This window comes from Acidovorax sp. SUPP950 (assembly GCF_030158935.1).
Taxonomy (GTDB): Bacteria; Pseudomonadota; Gammaproteobacteria; order Burkholderiales; family Burkholderiaceae_C; genus Paracidovorax.
The window spans coordinates 913,428-930,833 of the sequence record NZ_BQXE01000002.1 but is presented as its reverse complement, the minus strand read 5'-3'; the positions used below and the strand labels follow the sequence as shown (position 1 = coordinate 930,833).

At 69.9% G+C, this 17,406-nt stretch carries 14 protein-coding genes; 8 read left to right on the top strand and 6 right to left on the bottom strand.

The genetic code is table 11. The features are described 5' to 3' along the window. Positions 1–162: 162 nt before the first annotated feature. Positions 163–1,731: an alkyl hydroperoxide reductase subunit F gene (gene ahpF / locus AVME950_RS13390; protein WP_284430165.1), complete on the bottom strand. Its 1,569-nt coding sequence runs from the start codon at positions 1,729–1,731 to the stop codon at positions 163–165. Positions 1,732–1,908: 177 nt separating this feature from the next. Continuing rightward, on the bottom strand, positions 1,909–2,484 hold the full coding sequence (ahpC, locus tag AVME950_RS13385; RefSeq protein ID WP_272551795.1) for an alkyl hydroperoxide reductase subunit C: 576 nt from the start codon (positions 2,482–2,484) through the stop codon (positions 1,909–1,911). A 280-nt stretch (positions 2,485–2,764) separates the two neighbouring features. Between ahpC and bfr the strand changes: the two genes are divergently transcribed. The 7 genes from bfr to AVME950_RS13350 all read left to right on the top strand — a co-directional run bounded on the left by bfr (position 2,765) and on the right by AVME950_RS13350 (position 11,417). Further along, the gene (gene bfr, locus AVME950_RS13380) at positions 2,765–3,241 is read left to right on the top strand and encodes a bacterioferritin (RefSeq protein WP_092744334.1); all 477 of its coding nucleotides are present in this window, start codon (positions 2,765–2,767) and stop codon (positions 3,239–3,241) included. Between the two features lie 388 nt (positions 3,242–3,629). Further along, on the top strand, positions 3,630–3,935 hold the full coding sequence (locus AVME950_RS13375) for a DUF3649 domain-containing protein (RefSeq protein ID WP_284430164.1): 306 nt from the start codon (positions 3,630–3,632) through the stop codon (positions 3,933–3,935). Continuing rightward, entirely contained in the window at positions 3,932–5,608 is a 1,677-nt protein-coding gene (locus tag AVME950_RS13370) for a PepSY-associated TM helix domain-containing protein (RefSeq protein ID WP_284430163.1), read from the top strand. Before AVME950_RS13375 ends, AVME950_RS13370 begins: the two co-directional genes overlap by 4 nt. Before the next feature lie 5 nt (positions 5,609–5,613). After that, the gene (locus tag AVME950_RS13365) at positions 5,614–5,940 is read left to right on the top strand and encodes a DUF3325 domain-containing protein (RefSeq protein ID WP_284395364.1); all 327 of its coding nucleotides are present in this window, start codon (positions 5,614–5,616) and stop codon (positions 5,938–5,940) included. A gap of 122 nt (positions 5,941–6,062) precedes the next feature. Further along, complete coding sequence (locus AVME950_RS13360) at positions 6,063–8,189, top strand: TonB-dependent siderophore receptor (RefSeq protein WP_284395366.1); 2,127 nt, start codon at positions 6,063–6,065, stop codon at positions 8,187–8,189. Between the two features lie 146 nt (positions 8,190–8,335). After that, the gene (locus AVME950_RS13355) at positions 8,336–9,052 is read left to right on the top strand and encodes a DUF4198 domain-containing protein (protein WP_284424185.1); all 717 of its coding nucleotides are present in this window, start codon (positions 8,336–8,338) and stop codon (positions 9,050–9,052) included. 160 nt (positions 9,053–9,212) lie between these two features. Then, positions 9,213–11,417, top strand: a complete 2,205-nt coding sequence (locus AVME950_RS13350) for a TonB-dependent siderophore receptor (protein ID WP_284430162.1) — start codon at positions 9,213–9,215, stop codon at positions 11,415–11,417. A gap of 21 nt (positions 11,418–11,438) precedes the next feature. Here AVME950_RS13350 and AVME950_RS13345 read toward each other — a convergent pair whose 3' ends face one another. Next, on the bottom strand, positions 11,439–12,464 hold the full coding sequence (locus AVME950_RS13345) for a sodium-dependent bicarbonate transport family permease (RefSeq protein WP_284430161.1): 1,026 nt from the start codon (positions 12,462–12,464) through the stop codon (positions 11,439–11,441). A 73-nt stretch (positions 12,465–12,537) separates the two neighbouring features. On the opposite strand from AVME950_RS13345, the gene AVME950_RS13340 reads away from it, so the two are divergent. Beyond that, positions 12,538–13,443 carry a LysR family transcriptional regulator gene (locus AVME950_RS13340; RefSeq protein ID WP_284430160.1) on the top strand — a complete coding sequence of 302 codons (906 nt, stop codon included), beginning with the start codon at positions 12,538–12,540 and terminating at the stop codon, positions 13,441–13,443. A 103-nt stretch (positions 13,444–13,546) separates the two neighbouring features. Here the strand turns inward: AVME950_RS13340 and AVME950_RS13335 are convergent, their stop codons facing one another. The 3 genes from AVME950_RS13335 to AVME950_RS13325 all read right to left on the bottom strand — a co-directional run bounded on the left by AVME950_RS13335 (position 13,547) and on the right by AVME950_RS13325 (position 17,395). Further along, positions 13,547–14,173, bottom strand: coding sequence for a LysE family translocator (locus tag AVME950_RS13335; RefSeq protein ID WP_284430159.1), 627 nt, complete (start codon positions 14,171–14,173; stop codon positions 13,547–13,549). Between the two features lie 113 nt (positions 14,174–14,286). Beyond that, on the bottom strand, positions 14,287–15,723 hold the full coding sequence (locus tag AVME950_RS13330) for an NAD-dependent succinate-semialdehyde dehydrogenase (RefSeq protein ID WP_284430158.1): 1,437 nt from the start codon (positions 15,721–15,723) through the stop codon (positions 14,287–14,289). A gap of 187 nt (positions 15,724–15,910) precedes the next feature. Continuing rightward, on the bottom strand, positions 15,911–17,395 hold the full coding sequence (locus AVME950_RS13325) for an efflux transporter outer membrane subunit (RefSeq protein WP_284430157.1): 1,485 nt from the start codon (positions 17,393–17,395) through the stop codon (positions 15,911–15,913). Positions 17,396–17,406 lie beyond the last annotated feature (11 nt).

The window sequence follows — 17,406 nt, the reverse complement described above, 5'->3', positions numbered from 1 at the left end:
GCAGTGGCCTTCCAGGGGCAGGGGCGCCCCTCCCCCGCGCACGGCAGAACGGCAAAAAGCACAAGGCGGCCCCGAAGGCCGCCTTGTGCTTTGAAAAGACAGAAAAGAAGGAGCGGGGCGCCGTGGCGCCCCGTCATCCACCAGGCGCCCGGGCGCCTGCGATCACGCCGGTGCGGTGGTGCGGATCAGGTGGTCGAATGCGCCCAGGGCCGCCTTGGCGCCCTCACCCGCCGCGATGATGATCTGCTTGTACGGCACCGTGGTCACGTCGCCCGCGGCGAACACGCCCGGCACGTTGGTGCGGCCATGCGAGTCCACCACGATTTCGCCGAACTTCGACAGCTCCACCGTGCCCTGCAGCCACTGGGTGTTGGGCAACAGGCCGATCTGCACGAAGATGCCTTCCAGCGCCAGTTGCTTCGCTTCGCCGCTCGCGCGGTCCTGGTAGGCCAGGCCCGTCACGCGGTTGCCGTCGCCCAGCACCTCGGTCGTCTGCGCCTGGGTGATGACGGTCACGTTGGGCAGGCTGCGCAGCTTGCGCTGCAGCACGGCGTCGGCCTTCAGATCGGCCGCGAACTCCAGCAGCGTGACGTGCGCCACCACGCCGGACAGGTCGATGGCCGCCTCCACGCCGGAGTTGCCGCCGCCGATCACCGCCACGCGCTTGCCCTTGAACAGCGGGCCGTCGCAGTGGGGGCAGTAGGTCACGCCCTTGGTGCGGTACTGGTCTTCGCCGGGCACGTTCATGTTGCGCCACCGCGCACCGGTCGAGAGGATGACCGTGCGCGAGCGCAAGGTGCCGCCGTTTTCCAGCTCGACCTCGATCAGGCCGCCTTCCGCCGCGGCGGGCTTCAAGGCCTTGGCGCGCTGCAGGTTCATCAGGTCCACCTCGTAGTCGCGCACGTGCTGCTCCAGCGCCGCGGCGAATCGGGGGCCGTCCGTCTTGCTGATCGAGATGTAGTTCTCGATGTCCAGCGTGTCGTTGACCTGGCCACCGAAGCGCTCCGCGGCCACGCCGGTGCGGATGCCCTTGCGGGCGGCATACACGGCGGCCGCGGCGCCGGCCGGGCCACCGCCGACCACCAGCACGTCGAAGGCCTCCTTGGCCGAGAGCTTGGCCGCATCGCGCGCCGCCGCGCCGGTGTCCAGCTTGCCCACGATCTCTTCCACGGTCATGCGGCCCGAGCCGAATACCTGGCCGTTCATGAACACCATGGGCACCGCCATGATTTCACGGTCGGTCACTTCCTGCTGGAAGGCGCCACCCTCGATCACCGTGGTCTTGATGCGCGGGTTGAGGACGGCCATCAGCGACAGCGCCTGCACCACGTCCGGGCAGTTGTGGCAGGTCAGGCTCATGTAGACGTCGAACTCGAAGTCGCCATCGATCGCCTGGATCTGCTCGATCACGTCCTGCTCGACCTTCGGGGGATGGCCGCCGGTCCACAGCAGGGCCAGCACGAGCGACGTGAATTCATGGCCCAGCGGCAGGCCGGCGAAGCGCAGGTGGGTCTGCGTGCCGGCGCGCTGCAGGGTGAACGAGGGCTTGCGCGCGTCGTTGCCGTCGGTGCGCAGGGTGATCTTGTCGCTGCGCAGGCCCTGGATGGTTTCCAGCAGTTCGCGGGTCTGGGTGGACACCTCGCTGCCGTCCAGGGACGCCACGATCTCGAACGTTTGCGTCACGCGCTCCAGGTAAGCCGAAAGTTGGGTTTTGAGTTGGTCGTCGAGCATGGTGGTGTCCTTTGCGATTCGAGTTGTGTCGTTGGGCGGTGCGGCCAGTGCCGGGCACGGAGCGGAGAAATCGGGGATGAGCGGGCGAAAAAAAGCCGGACGGCATGGCGCGCACGCCATGCTGCTGTCCGGCCAGGGGCGCCCGAGGCGCCCCGCTCCTGCGGGAGGCCGAGGGGCTTAGATCTTGCCGACCAGATCCAGGGAAGGCGTCAGCGTCTTGGCGCCTTCCTTCCACTTGGCGGGGCAGACCTGGCCTGGGTTGGCGGCGGTGAACTGGGCCGCCTTCAGCTTGCGCAGGGTTTCCGACACGTCGCGGGCGATTTCGTTGGAATGGATTTCCTGGGTCTTGATCACGCCATCGGGGTTGATCACGAACGTGCCGCGCAGTGCCAGGCCTTCTTCAGGAATGTGCACGCCGAACGCGTTGGTCAGCTGGTGCGTGGGGTCGCCCACCAGGGGGAACTTGGCCTTGCCGACGGCGTCGGAAGTTTCGTGCCACACCTTGTGCGAGAAGTGCGTGTCGGTCGTCACGATGTAGACCTCGGCGCCGGCCTTCTGGAACTCGGCATAGTTGTCGGCCGCGTCTTCGATTTCGGTGGGGCAGTTGAAGGTGAAGGCCGCCGGCATGAAAATCAGGACGGACCACTTGCCCTTGAGGTTGGCTTCGGTCACTTCAATGAAGTCGCCCTTGCCGTCGCGGTTCACGAAAGCGGTGGTCTTGAAGGGCTGGACTTGCGTATTGATCAGGGACATTGCTGTTTCCTAGGTTGATGGCTGAACACGAAAACCTGAAGTTTAGGCGCTCCCAAGCCATCAATCCAATTAATTGACTTCATCAAGTCGATTGCCACAGGCTATAAAAAGTAGCGACTCGATGGCGTGGGCCAGGAGCGAACGACTGTATCTGAGGACGCCCAACGCGAACACAACTCAGCATCAAACGCAGCCATACCGTCCGGGCAGGGAGATTGCCTTGCGCCACGTGGCCCGCGTCATGACAATCGCACCCCAAACCCACACAAGGAGAATCTCCATGCAAGGCGACGCACAGGTCATTTCGCATCTGCAGGCCCAGCTCAAGAACGAACTGACGGCCATCAACCAGTACTTCCTGCACTACCGGATGCTCAAGCACTGGGGCTTCGACAAGCTGGCGAAGAAGGAATACGAAGAGTCGATCGGCGAGATGAAGCATGCCGACAAGCTCATGGACCGCATCTTCATGCTGGACGGCCTGCCCAACCTGCAGGACCTGGCCAAGCTGCAGGTCGGCGAGGACGTGCCCGAGATCCTCGAATGCGACCTGCGCTCCGAGCGCGGCGCCCAGGCCACCATCAAGGACGGCATCGCCCACTGCGAAACGGTGCGCGACTATGTCTCGCGCGATCTGCTGCAGGGCATCCTCGACGACACCGAAGAGCACATCGACTTCCTCGAAACGCAGATCGACCTGCTGGCCAAGGTCGGGCTGCAGAACTACCTGCAGTCGCAGATGGGCGAGATCGAATAACGCACCACCTGCCCGGCACCCGCCCCCGGGTAACCCGTGCTCCAGCCGGCCTTCGGGCCGGTTTTTCGTTTCCGGCCCGGTCCCGCCCCTCAAAGTGTGGCGCGCACGCATCAGGTGGCGTGCCCATCGCGCCCAAGTTCCCACTGTTTGTTGCGATTGCACACAACGGAATGCGAACGATTCTCATGAAACCTAGAATACCGGCCTAGCCAGCCAGTCAGTCCGCCCCGGGCCCCGTGCCCCGCCTGCAGCCAGCGCCCCAACCTGCATGGAGCCTTTCGATGCTGCACTGTCCTGCGCGCGCCTGTTTCGCCACCCCGGCCGATCACCCCTTTTCCGACACCCATTCCTGCGCGGCCGCCATCGCTTTGGTGGGCGCCGCCCGGCCATGAAGGCGGCCCGCGTCGACTGGCGCTACCGCCTGGCGATCACCTCCCGCGCCCTGGCGGGGGGGCTGGGTGGCTACGCGCTGGCGGCGGCCGCCACCGCCGCCCTCACCCTCGGCCTGATGCCGTTCATGCCGCGAGTGGAGGCGGTGCTCACCGCCACGCTGCTGTCGTGGCTGGTTTATGCCTGCGCCGTGGCCTGGGCCTTCTATGCACGCACGGCCTGGGGCGCCTGGGCCGCTCTCGGGCTGCCGGCGCTCGCCCTGGGCGCGCTGGCGATGGCGCCCCGCTGGCTGGGGGGCGCATGAAGCCGAAGACCGCACCCGAGCGCGAGGGTTTCCGCCAGGCCATGGCCTGGCTGCACACCTGGTCCGGCCTGATCCTGGGCTGGCTGCTGTTCGCCATCTTCTTCACCGGCACGCTGAGCTTTTTCAAGACCGAGTTCAACCTGTGGATGCGGCCCGAGCTGCATGCCCTGCCGCCCGCCAGCGCCGACGTGGCCGAGCGCGCGCAGCAGGCGCTGCACCGCAAGGCGCCCGACGTGACGCAGTGGTTCATGCGGCTGCCCGACGAGCGCCAGCCCGGCGTGACCATCCTGTGGCGCGGCAAGGAGGGCGGGCGCTTCAAGACCTTGCTGATGAACCCGCAGACCGGCGAGGCCATCGAGACGCGCGACACCATGGGCGGCGAGTTCTTCTACCGCTTCCACTTCGAACTGCGCACCGCGCAAAAGGGCCGCTGGACGCTGGAGGGCCGCTGGGTGGTGGGCGTGGCCACCATGCTGATGTTCATCGCGCTGCTGACCGGCGTGGTCACGCACCGGCGCATCTTCAAGGACTTCTTCACCTTCCGGCCCACCAAGGGCGGGCAGCGGGCGTGGCTGGACGCGCACAACGTCTCGGGCGTGCTGGTGCTGCCGTTCTATCTGATGATCACCTTCAGCGGGCTGATGATCTTCCACTCGATGTACATGCCCTCGGGCATTGCCGCGGCCTACCCCGGCCCCAAGGGCACGGATTCGCAGACCTACTTCGCCGAGATGCAGGGCGACACGGCCTCGGGGCGCAGCGCGCGCCGCGCGCCGGGCGAGGCCTTGCCGGCGCTGCCCCTGACCGATCTGGCGCCCGTGCTGGCCAGCGCGCACCGCACCTGGGGCGATGCGCGCATCGGCGGGCTCAGCGCCCGCCGCGACGGCGACCGGGCGGTGATCGAGGTCACCCGCCACGACGGCGACCGCCTGCAGTACGGCCCCGCCCGCATGCGCTTCGATGCCGCCACCGGCGAGACGCTCGCGCTGATCGACCCCGATTCGCCCGCCCTGCGCACCTACCGCGTGCTCTACGGCCTGCACCTGGCACGCTTTGCCGGGCCGGGCATGCGCTGGGGCCTGTTCGGCTTCGGCGTGCTGGGCAGCCTGATGATCGCCACCGGCATGGTGCTGTGGAGCGTCAAGCGCCGCCAGCAGGCGCAGCGCAAGGGTGCCGCCGCGCCGCCGCTGCGGCGCGGCGAGCGCCTGGTGGCCAGCCTCAATGTGGCCCTGCTGGGCGGCCTGCCGCTGGCCACGGGCGTTTTCCTGGCCTCCAACCGGCTGCTGCCGCTGGACCTGGACGGCCGCGCCGATGCCGAGCTGTCGTGCTTCTTCGGCGCGTGGGGCCTGGCCCTGCTGATCGGCATCGTGCGGCCGGACCGCTGGGGCTGGAGCGCGTTGCTGGGCCTGGCGGGCGCGGTGTTCGCCGCGCTGCCGGTGTTGAACGCCTTCACCACGCACACCCACCTGGGCGTGACGCTGCCGGCCGGCGAATGGATGTGGGCCGGCATGGACCTGTCGTTCCTGGCCACCGGCGCCCTGCTCGGCTGGATGGCCTGGCGGCTGCGCCCCGCGCGCGGCGCTACAGCGGCCGCCGCCCAGGGCCGGTCCACCACCGAGACCGGCTCCGCCACGCCCCCGAGCACCCCCTCCACCCCTGCCGCAGGAGCCTGACCGCCATGTTCGAATTCTTTCTCTGCTTTGCCGGCTGGTCGGGCCTGGCGCTGGGCATGGACCGCCACCACCAGGACGCCTGGAACCGCGAAGGCGGCGAGCGCCAGCTGCGCACGCTGCGCCGCGTGGGCTGGGCGCTGCTGGCGTTGTCGCTCGTGCATGCCGCCGCGTGGCCGGGCGACAGCACCGCCGCGCTCAGCGTGACGTGGTGGACCATGGCCCTGTCGCTGGCCGCCGTGTGCGCCACGGCCGTGGCCACCTGGCAGCCCCGCCGCCTGCCCGTGCTGGGCCTGGTGGCCGGTGCCGCGGCCCTGCTGGCGCTGGCGCTCTAACCCAGGGCCCGCCGGCCGGGTTCGCGCCCGGTTTCGTTTCTCCAGCCACCCGCAGCCCCCCGGCGCGCGGGAAGCCATGTTCTCCACGCCGTGTCGTTTCTTTCATCGACGGAAAGCCTTTCATGCGATTGCCTCCCCTGAACGCCATCACCGCGGCCGCATGGCTCGCCGCAGCCACCACCGCCCACGCCCAGACGGCGGCGCCCACCGTGGCCCTGCCCGAGGTGAAGGTGACCGATGCCCCGCAGGGCGAGGCCACCGAGGGCTCGGGCCAATACATCGCCCGCGAGATCAGCGTGGGCAAGCTGGTGCAGTCGCCGCGCGAGACGCCGCAGTCGGTGAGCGTGATCACGCGCCAGCGGCTCGACGACATGAACCTCACCAAGCTGGAAGACGCCGTCAAGCAGACCACCGGCGTGAACGTGACGCGCCTGGATGGCGCCGGCAACTACAACACCATCCAGTCGCGCGGCTTCGACATCGGCGCGCTGCTGCTGGACGGCGTGCCGATCCCGCAGGGCCCCAACTACGCCACCGCGATGGACACCGCCATCTACGACCGCATCGAGGTGCTGCGCGGCCCGTCCGGCCTGCTGCAGGGCGCGAGCGAACCCGGCGGCACCATCAACCTGGTGCGCAAGCGCGCGCAGTCCGCATTGGGGCTGAACGCCAACGTGTCCGCGGGTTCGTGGAACATGCGCCGCGCCGACGTGGACCTGACCGGCGCGCTCAACGCCGCGGGCACGCTGCGCGGCCGCGTGGTGGCGGTGAAGGACGACCGCGACAGCCACGTCGCCACGCTGAAGAACGACAAGACCCTGGGCTACGGCACGCTGGAGCTGGACATCACCCCGTCCACCACGCTGTCGGTCGGCCACACGCGCCAGAAGGTGCGCGCCACGGTGGACCAGGGCCTGCCCGCGTATGCCGACGGCCGGCTGCTGGACGTGCCGCGCTCCACGTTCGCGGGCATCGCCGCCAACCGCCAGGACCTGGACAACACCGACACCTTCGCGGAACTGGAGCACCGCCTGTCCAATGGCGGGCAGGTCAAGTTCGTGGCGCGCGACGTGCACCGCGAATCGCTGTACCGCTCGGTGCGGGCCAACTCGGCCGTGGCGGCCAACGGCAACTACCAGCTGCAGTCGGTGGACTTCCAGCAGGACCTGAAGGACCGCAACTACGACCTGTACATCGCCTCGCCGCTGTCGCTGGCCGGCCGCACGCACCGCGTGCTGCTGGGCGTGAGCCACACGACCAGTGAAAGCCTGGACGGCAACTCCGCCTTCGGCGCGCCCCGCACCGCCAACATCTTCAATCCGCAGTACGACCTGCCCTACCCCAGCATCACGCTGCCCGGCTTTCAGAGCGCCACCCGGCGCACCGAGAACGCGCTGTACGGCCAGGCGCAGGTCAGCGTGGCCGAGCGCCTGAAGGTGCTGGCCGGCGGGCGCCTGTCCTGGGCCAAGGCCGAGACGCGCACGCTGAGCACGGGCCAGACCACGGCCACCGCCGACCCTGGACGGCAGTTCATCCCCTCGGTGGCCGCGATCTACGAGCTGAACGAAAACCTGTCGGCCTACACGAGCTATGCCGAGACCTTCGTGGTGCAGTCCAGCCTGGACCGCGCGGGCCGCCTGCTCACGCCGCGTTCGGGCTCGCAGATCGAGGCGGGCGTGAAGGGCGAGTTTTTGAACAAGCGCCTGCAGACGCACTTCGCCCTCTTCCGCATCCTGGACAAGGACCGCGCCATCGCCGACCCGGACGTTCCCACCGCCTCCCTGGCCGGCGGCAAGGTGCGCGCGCAGGGCTTCGAGACCGAGGTGAGCGGCCAGGTCGCGCCCGGCTGGGACGTGCTGGCCGGCTACGCCTTCACCGCCACCAAGTACCTGCAGGCCCCCGTGTCGCAGCAGGGCCAGGTGTTCAGCCCCATCACGCCGCGCCACAGCGTGAACCTGTCCACCCGCTATGCCTTCAAGGGCCCGGTGCTGCAGGGGCTGAGCGTGGGCGGCGGCGTGAGCTACCGCAGCGAGTTCTTCGCGCAAAGCGGCACGGTGCGCCTGACCTCGGGCGACTACGCGCTGTTCAACGCCCAGGTGGCCTACCAGATCAACGACAAGCTTTCGGTGAGCCTGAACGTGGACAACCTGTTCGACAAGACCTACTACGAGAAGGTCTCCAGCCTGGGCCGCCAGAACTTCTACGGCGAGCCGCGCCGCGTGACGGTGGCGCTCAAGGCGCGCTACTAGGCGCACGGCCGAGCGGGGCCCCAATGCAGCCGGCCGCCATGGCCCTTTTGCATCAAAACGGCCTCCAGCGCATGTTCTTCTAGGGCATACCGCTATTTATTTGATAGCAAACGTTTTTTCAACCTCTGTTTCACAGGAGCTTTCCGATGTCCACCTTGCTCAAGCCCATCACCGCCGCCGTGCTGTCCGCGCTGGCGGCCACGGCCGTCCAGGCCCACCAGGTCTGGATCGAGGCCAGCGGCGCCCAGGCCCGCGTGCAGTTCGGCGAGTATGCCGACGGCCTGCTGGAAAAGTCGCCCGGTGCGCTCGACAAGTTCAAGGGCGTGCCGGTGCTCGAGCAGCAGCCACGCGGCGGCGAGGCCCGGCGCATCGAAGGCCAGCGCACCGCCACCGCGTTCACCTACGCCCTGCCGGCGCCGGCCGACACGCTGTTCGCCGAGGCGCCGTATCCGCTGATCGACCGCACCAAGGCCGGCCAGCCACCGCTGCTGTGGCGTCCCGCCGCGCGCTGGGTGGCCAGCCTGGCGCAGCCCGTGGCCGCCACCGCGCCGCTGGACGTGGTGCCCACCGGCAAGGCGGGCGAACTGCGCGTGGTGTTCAACGGCAAGCCGCTGCCCAAGGCCCAGGTGACCCTGGTATCGCCCTCGGGCTGGGCCCGCGAGGCCGCCACGAATGCCGAAGGCACGGTGCACTTCGAGCTGCCCTGGAAGGGCCAGTACGTGGCCGAGGTCAAGCACAGCGACAAGCAGCCCGGCGAACACGCAGGCGAGAAGTACGGCGAGGCCAGCTACCTCACGACGCTCACCTTCGTGCAGGCGGCCGGCATGGAATCGCCCCCGCTGCCCGCCCCGGCCGCGCACTGACCGCCGCGCCGGCCCGGCGCTGACCGGCCCACCGTCCCCGAAGACCTTTCACGGCCGCCGCGCCGTGACGGCGGCGGCGCCCTGCGCGCCGCATTTTTGAACCAAACAGCCCTCCTGCCAGCGGATTCATTGCCAGGAGCGCTATTGAAAAAGTAGCAAAATGACCTCGCACCTCCCTTCCCCGCATGCCCACGGCGCGCCCTGCCGCCCCTTGCCCCTGGCCGCCGCCCTGCACACCGCGATCGCGCTGCTGTGCGGCCTGGGCGCCAGCGCCGCCCAGGCCCAGTCCGCCGCGCCCGTGGCGGAAACCACGCTCGCCCCCGTGACCGTCAAGGCCGGCGCGGACCAGGAAAGCCCCACCGCGCCCGTCAGCGGCTTCGTCGCCAAGCGCGCCCTCTCGGCCACCAAGACCGACACGCCGCTCATCGAAACCCCGCAGGCCATCAGCGTGGTCACGCGCGACCAGATGGAGGCGCAAGGCGCGCTGACCCTGCGCCAGACCACGGCCTACACCGCCGGCATGGTCTCCAACTACTTCGACAGCCGGGTGGACAACTTCACGGCACGCGGCGGCAGCGTGACGCAGTACCAGGACGGCCTGCTGCGCACCTACGGCACCTACAACAACACCAAGGCCGAGCCCTACCTGCTGGAGCGCGTCGAATTCCTGCGCGGCCCTTCGTCCGTGCTGTACGGCCAGGGCAGCGTGGGCGGCGTGCTCAACCTCACCAGCAAGCGCCCGCAGGCCGAGCCGCTGCGCGAAGTGCAGGTGCAGTTGGGCAACTACGCGCGCAAGCAGATCGCCGCCGACATGACCGGCCCGCTCACCCAGGACGGCGAGTGGCTCTACCGGCTGGTGGCCGTGGGCCGCGACAGCGACTCGCAGGTCGACCACGTGAGCGACGACCGCCTCATCCTCGCTCCATCGCTCACCTGGAAGCCCAACGCCGCCACCTCGCTCACGCTGCAGTTCACGCACCAGAAAGACCAAAGCGGCTCGCTGATCGGCTTCTTTCCCTGGCAAGGCACACGGCTGTCCAGCCCCTACGGCCAGATCCCGACCTCGACCTTCATCAGCGAGCCGGGCTGGGACGCCTTCGACACCGAGAACAACTCCTGGGGCTATCTGTTCAGCCACCGCCTGAACGACCAGTGGACGGTGCGCCAGAACCTGCGCCGCACGGTGAGCGAGGTGGACTACCGCAGCATCTACACCAGCTTCAGCGCCAACCGCGCCACCGGCCGGCCGGCGCGCCCGGTGTTCAATGCGGACAACCGCACCTTGCTGCGCGACGCCTCCTGGCAGATCAACTCCAGCCGCCTGCTGCTGGCGGACACGCAGATCGAAGGCAAGGTGCAGGCCGGCGCCACCGAGCACACGCTGCTCTTCGGCATGGACGCGCAGCGCAACGAAACCAGCCAGTCCTCGTGGTTCCAGACCATCTCGGGCATCGATGCCTATGCGCCGGTGTACGGCAACTTCACTGCGCCCTCGGCCTCCGCGCTGGTGCGCCAGCCCAACGTCACGCAGCGCCAGCTGGGCTTTTACGCCCAGGACCAGATCCGCTGGGGCCGCTGGACGGCCACGCTCGGCCTGCGCCACGACAGCGCCAAGACCGAGACGGTCGGCCGCCCCGCCGCCGCCGTGGACGACACCGCCTGGACGAAGCGCGTCGGCGCCACCTACCAGGCCGATGGCGGCTGGGCACCGTACGTGGGCTACTCCGAATCGTTCCAGCCGCTGGGCGGCGTGGACTTCTTCGGCACCCCGTTCAAGCCCCAGCGCGGCGAGCAGTGGGAAGCCGGCGTGAAGTGGCAGCCGCAGGACCGGGGCATCAGCGCCTATGCCGCCGTGTACCAGCTGCGCGAGAAGAACCGCAAGACCAACGACCCCTCCAACCCGCTCAACAGCCTGCAACTCGGCGAGGTGAAAACCAAGGGCTTCGAGACCGAGATGACCGCCAGCCTGGCCCGCAACTGGGACTGGACGGTGGGCTACGCCTACACCGACGCCGTCATTTCGCGCAGCAACGCCGGCGACCAGGGTCTGCCCGTGGCCAGCGTGCCCAAGCACACGGCGTCGAGCTGGCTCATGCACCGCTTCGCGGCCGAAGGGCGCGGCGGCTGGACGGTGGGTGCGGGCGTGCGCTACACCGGCTCGCAGTGGACCGGCACCACGGCCATCACCACGCCATCGGCGCTCATCGCCGATGCCATGGCGGCCTACGACGCCGGCAGCTGGCGCCTGGCCTTCAACGTGGTCAACCTGGCCGACAAGGTGCAGATCACCCAGTGCCTGGCGCGCGGCGACTGCTTCTACGGCCAGCGCCGCACGTACACGATGACGGGCACCTACCGGTTCTGATGGCGGTGCCGCACCGGGGCCTCACCCCAGCCACCACCGTGCCAGGGCGCCGTACAGCGGAATGCCCAGCACGAGGTTGAAGGGAAAGGTGATGCCCAGGGACAGGCCCACGTAGAGCGCCGGCCGGGCCTCCGGCATCGCGTGGCGCAGCACGGCGGGCACGGCGATGTAGGAGGCGCTGGCGCCCAGCACGGCCAGCAGCGTGGCCTCGGGCACCGCCAAGCCCGCCAGCTTGGCCAGCCCCAGGGCCAGCAGCCCGTGCGCCACCGGGCCCACCACGGCGAACAGTGCCAGCGGCAGGCGCTGCGCGCCGAGCCCGGCCAGGCCCGGGAGGCTGCGCGCCGTCATCAGGCCCATGTCCAACAGGAAGAACGCCAGCAGGCCCTTGAACAGGTCCACGGTGAAGGGATGCATGGCCTGTTCGCCCTGCGCACCCGTCAACAGCCCCACCAGCAGCGCGCCCAGCAGCAGCACGGCGCCGCCGTCGGTCAACGCCTCGCGCAGCACCGGGCCCAGTGGCGAGCCCACCCGCGCCGGCCCGATGCCCGGGCCGCCAGCCATCACGGCCTGCGATCCCACGGCAATGGGGGCCACCGAGGCCGGGGCGCGCAGCCAATGCGCCATCACCACCGCCAGCACGATGGCGGGCGACTCCATCAGCGCCATGGCCGCGGCCATGTAGCCGCCGGCAGGGGTGCCCTGCTGCTCCAGCAGGTGGCTGGCGGTCACGAACGTCACGGCGCTGACGCTGCCGTAGGTGGCCGCCACGGCAGCCGCATCGAAGGGCGGCAGCAGGCGGCGCAGCACGCACCATGCGATGGCCGGCACGGCGACGGCGAGCACCAGGGCACTGACCAGGGCGGCCGAGACCTGCACCGTCCAACCGGATTGGGCCAGAGCGAATCCGCCCTTGAGGCCCAGCGCCATGAGCAGGTACAGCGACAGAAAGCGCGACAGCGGCGCGGGAATCTCCAGGTTGGAGCGCAGCAGCCCGGCCGCCAGGCCGAGCACGAAGAACAGAATCGCGGGATCGAGCAGGTGTTTCATGGGGCGCGATGCTAGGCGGCAATGGCGATGAAGGAAAATCGATACTGTCGATCCGACCCATCGGGATTCCTCTATGCATGCCACTTTCCGCCAATTGCAGATCATGCTGGCCCTGGCCGAGACCGGCTCCATCACCGGGGCCGCGCGCCACTGCCACGTGACCCAGCCCACGGCATCGATGCAGCTCAAGGAGCTGTCGGACGCCATCGGCCTGCCGCTGTACGAGCGCGTTGGCCAGCGGCTGCACCTCACCCAGGCGGGCGAGGCGGCGGCGCAGACGGCACGCGCCATCGCGGCCGACTGGGAGGCATTGGAGCAGCGCGTGGCAGCGCTCAAGGGCGTGAGCCAGGGCCGGCTGCGCATCGCGCTGGCCAGCACCGCCAAGTACTTCATTCCGCGCATGCTGGGCCGCTTTTGCGAAGAGCATCCGGGCGTGGACGTGGCGATGCAGGTGCTCAACCGCGATGGCGTGGTGCAGCGCCTGCTGGCCAACGAGGACGATCTCTACATCCTGTCCATCCCGCCGCGCGGCGTGCCGCAGGAACGGCAGGTGCTGCTGAGCAACCCGCTGGTGGTCATCGCCGCGCACGACCATCCGCTGGTCGCGCGCCGGCGCGTGCGGCTGGAGCAATTGCTCAAGGAGCCGTTCATCCTGCGCGAGACGGGCTCGGGCACACGGCTGGCGACGGAGGAGCATTTCAAGGCCCTGGGCTTCGCGCCGCGGGTGCGCCTGGAACTGGGCAGCAACGAGGCCATCAAGCAGTCCGTGGCGGCACGCATGGGCCTGGGGCTGGTGTCGCGGCATGCGCTGGCCGCAGACCCTGCCAGCGAGGGCGTGGCCATCCTGGCGGCGGAGCGCATGCCCGTGCCCTCGTCATGGTATGTGCTGTGGCCGCAGGGCAAGCGGCTGTCTCCCATTGCCGAGACCTTTCTGCGGCAGCTGCTGCAACAGGCGCGCCGATGGGAAGTGCACTCCTGATGCCAGCGAGCGGCACGGCGCGGCGCAAGCGCTTTTTCCCACAAGACAATGGCCTGCGACGCCCATGCCCCCCGCGATCGCGATCCCGTCGATAGGCCGGGGTTCAGCGGCCCGCGATCATCTTCACGCCCAGGCCCACGAACACGGTGCCGGCCACACGGTCCAGCCACAGGCCGGCGCGCGGCCTGCGCTGGAGCCAGGCGCCAATGGCACCCGCAAAATAGCCCAGCAGCCCGAACAGCACCGCCGCCTGCAGCGTGAACAAGAGCCCCAGCAGGCCCAGTTGCAGGGCGACGTTGCCTTGCGCCGGCACCACGAACTGCGGCAGGAACGACAGGAAGAAAAGCACCACCTTCGGGTTGATCGCGTTGGCGAGCATGCCCTTGAAGAACAGGCTCCGGAGCGACTGCGCCGGTGCGCCCGTGGCATCGACGCGGCCGGCGCCCGGGCTGCGCAGCGCCTGAATGCCCAGCCAGATCAGGTAAGCCCCGCCCAGCCACCGCAACGCCGTGAAGGCGACGGGCGACGCGGCGATCAGCGCACTCACGCCCACCACGGCCAGCAGCGTGTGGCTCAGGCACCCCAGCGCGCAGCCCAGCCCGAACACGATGCCCTGCCAGCGCCCCCTGGACATCCCCATGCCCAGCACCAGCAGGTTGTCGGGACCGGGCGTGGCCGTGATGAGCACGGCGGTGAGCAAGAACGCGAGCAGTTGGGCGAAGGTGAGCATCGGACGATGATATTCGCGTGCGGCTCCCTCTCCACCAGCCTGGAGCGCAGCATGCCTCGACCCCAAAAAAAGGCCGCGCTGTGCAGCGCGGCCTTTCGACGAACCGGTGGCGATCACACGTTCATGATCGACACGAGGCGCGTGTTCAGATGGGCTTCCACGGCCTCGGAGCCGCCTTCGGAGCCGTAGCCCGAATCCTTCAGGCCGCCGAAGGGCAGCTCGGCTGCGGGTGCGGCGGCCTGGTTGATCCAGAGCATGCCGACCTCCAGGCGCTGGGCCAGCAGGTGCGCGTTCTTGAGCGAGCGCGTGAAGGCATAGCCCGCCAGGCCGAACGGCAGGCGGTTGGCCTCGGCGATGGCGTCCTCGATCTTCTCGAAGCCGCGCACGGCGGCCACGGGGCCGAAGGGCTCTTCGTTGAAGATGCGGGCCGACAGGGGCACGTCGTTGAGCACCGTGGGCTGGAAGAAATTGCCTTCGCTGCCGATGCGTTCGCCGCCGGTGGCCAGTTGCGCGCCCTGTTGCACCGCGTCGGCCATCAGGTCGGTCATGGCGGTGATGCGGCGCGGGTTGGCCAGCGGGCCCATCTGCGTGCCGTCGGCCAGGCCGTTGCCCACTTTGAGGCCCTGCGCGTGGCGCGACAGCGCGGCCACGAACTCGGCGCGGATGCTCTCATGCACCAGGAACCGCGTGGGCGAGATGCACACCTGGCCCGCGTTGCGGAACTTGGCGCCGCCGGCGGCCTTGATGGCCAGCTCGACATCGGCGTCTTCCGCCACGATCACCGGGGCGTGGCCGCCCAGTTCCATGGTCACGCGCTTCATGTGCTTGCCGGCCAGGGCGGCCAGCTGCTTGCCCACGGGCGTGGAGCCGGTGAAGGTCACCTTGCGGATGATCGGGTGCGGGATGAGGTAGTTGGAGATTTCCGCCGGGTCGCCATAGACCAGGCCCACGGCGCCTGCGGGCACGCCGGCATCGGCGAACGCGCGGATCAGCTCGGCCGGGCTGGCCGGGGTTTCTTCCGGCGCCTTCACGAGGATGGAGCAGCCGGCCGACAGGGCCGCGGCCAGCTTGCGCACCACCTGGTTGATCGGGAAGTTCCAGGGCGTGAACGCGGCCACAGGGCCCACGGGGTCCTTCACCACCATCTGGCGCGCGGCCAGGTTGCGGGACGGCACGATGCGGCCATACACGCGCTGCGATTCGTCGGCGAACCACTCGATGATGTCGGCGGAGGCCATGGTTTCCATGCGGGCCTCGGCCAGGGGCTTGCCCTGCTCCTGCACCATGATCGCGGCGATGGCGTCGGCGCGCTCGCGCATCAGGGCGGCGGCGCGGCGCATGGTCTTGGCGCGGTCCACGGCGGGAATGTCGCGCCAGGCCTCGAAGCCCTTTTGCGCGGCCTCCAGGGCACGGTCCAGGTCGGCCTTGCCCGCATGCGCCACGCGCCCGATCTCCTTGCCGGTGGCGGGGTTGTGCACGGCGATGGATTTGCCGTCGGCGGCGTCCTGCCATTGGCCGGCGATGAAAAGGCGGGTGCTGGGGTAACTCATTGTGCGAATGCTCCTGCTGTCGGGGGTGGGTGGAAGGAAGAAGGGGGCGAACCCCTGCCGCGGCGGACCCTGCCGCGCGGCGCCAACGGGCAACTATAGGCCCGTTCGCCGGGCCGTGCAGTCCGCGCGGTTACATCCCCAAAGCCCGTGCGGGGCCCGGCCGTGCACACACGGGGTGCCCAGCGGATCAGGGCCGCGCTGCCGCCACCTGCGCGGGCGCGTCGCCCCAGCCACCGCCCAGCGCGCGGATGAGCCCCACCGTCGCCGTGTACTGCGCGGTGCGCACCTGCAGCGCCTGGCGGCGGTTGCGCAGCTCGCTGCGGCGCGCGTCCAGCAGTTCGAGCTGGCTCACCAGGCCGTTGCGGTAACGCGAGTCCGACAGCTGCGTGGCGCGCGCGGCGGCCTGCACGGCGCGGCCCTGGGCCTCGGCCTGGCCCGCCAGCAGGCGCAGGGCGCCCAACTGGTCCTCGACCTCGCGGAACGCGGTGAGCACCTGCCCCCGGTGCGCGGCGAGCGCCCCTTCCAGGCGGGCACGGGCGCCCTCTTCCTGCGCGGCGCGCTGGCCGCCGTCGAAGATCGGCAGCGACAGCAGCGCACCGATGCCCCACGACCGGGCCGACCACTTGAACAGGTCGCCCAGCTCGGGCGAGGCGTAGCCGCCGTTGCCCGTGAGCGTGACGGCCGGAAACCACGCCGCCTGCGCCACGCCCACGCGGGCCTGCGCCGCCAGCACCGAGGCCTGCGCCGCCGACACGTCGGGCCGGCGCGCCAGCACCGTGCCGGGCACGCCGGCCGGGATCACGGGCAGCACCGCTTCGCCGGCAGCGCCTGCAGTGCCCGCAGGCGCCACGGCGAAGCCGCTCGCCACGTCGCCCACCAGCACGGCCAGGGCGTTGTTCAGCAGCACCTGCTGGCGCTCCAGCGCGAGCGCCTCCGATTCGGTGGCGGCCACTTCCGTCTGCACGCGCGCCAGGTCCAGCTCGGCCACATCACCGGCTTGGTAGCGGCGCTGCGTGAGGCGCAGCGTGTCGCGGTACGCGGCCAGGCTTTCCTCCACCAGCACGCGCTCGGCCTGCACCGCACGCCATTGCAGATAGGTCTGCGCCACGTCGGCCTGCACCATGAGCCGCGTGCTCTGCAGCAGCGCATCGCGTGCCTGGGCGTCGAGCCGCGCGGCATCGCTGGCCTGCGACAGGCGGCCGAACAGGTCGAGCTCATACGACACGTTCAGGCCCGCCGTGGCCAGCGTGGCCGGCACCGGGCCGCCCGTGGCGGTGTTGGCGCCCGCCTGCCGCGATACACCGGTGGACACGCCGACCTGCGGGGCGCGGTTGGCATCGGCCGAGCGCAGCAGCGCCCGCGCTTCGGCCAGCCGCGCGGCGGCCTCCTGCACGGTGGTGTTGCCGCGGCCGGCACGCTCCACCAGGCCGTTCAGCACCGGGTCCTGGAACCCCAGCCACCACTCGCCGCGCGGCTGCGCCTCGGCGGGAGGCGCGGTGGTCCACGACCGCGCGCCGTCGGCCTCGCTGAACGTGGCCGGCACGGCCACGCCCGCATGCTCGGGCGCGGGGGCGACCGGGCTGCTCATGCAGCCGGCCAGCACCAGGGCGGCCGCCAGCGGTGCCAGGCGGGACCAGGACGGCAGAAAAATCGACTTCAAGGGGGCAGTCATCGCACGAACTC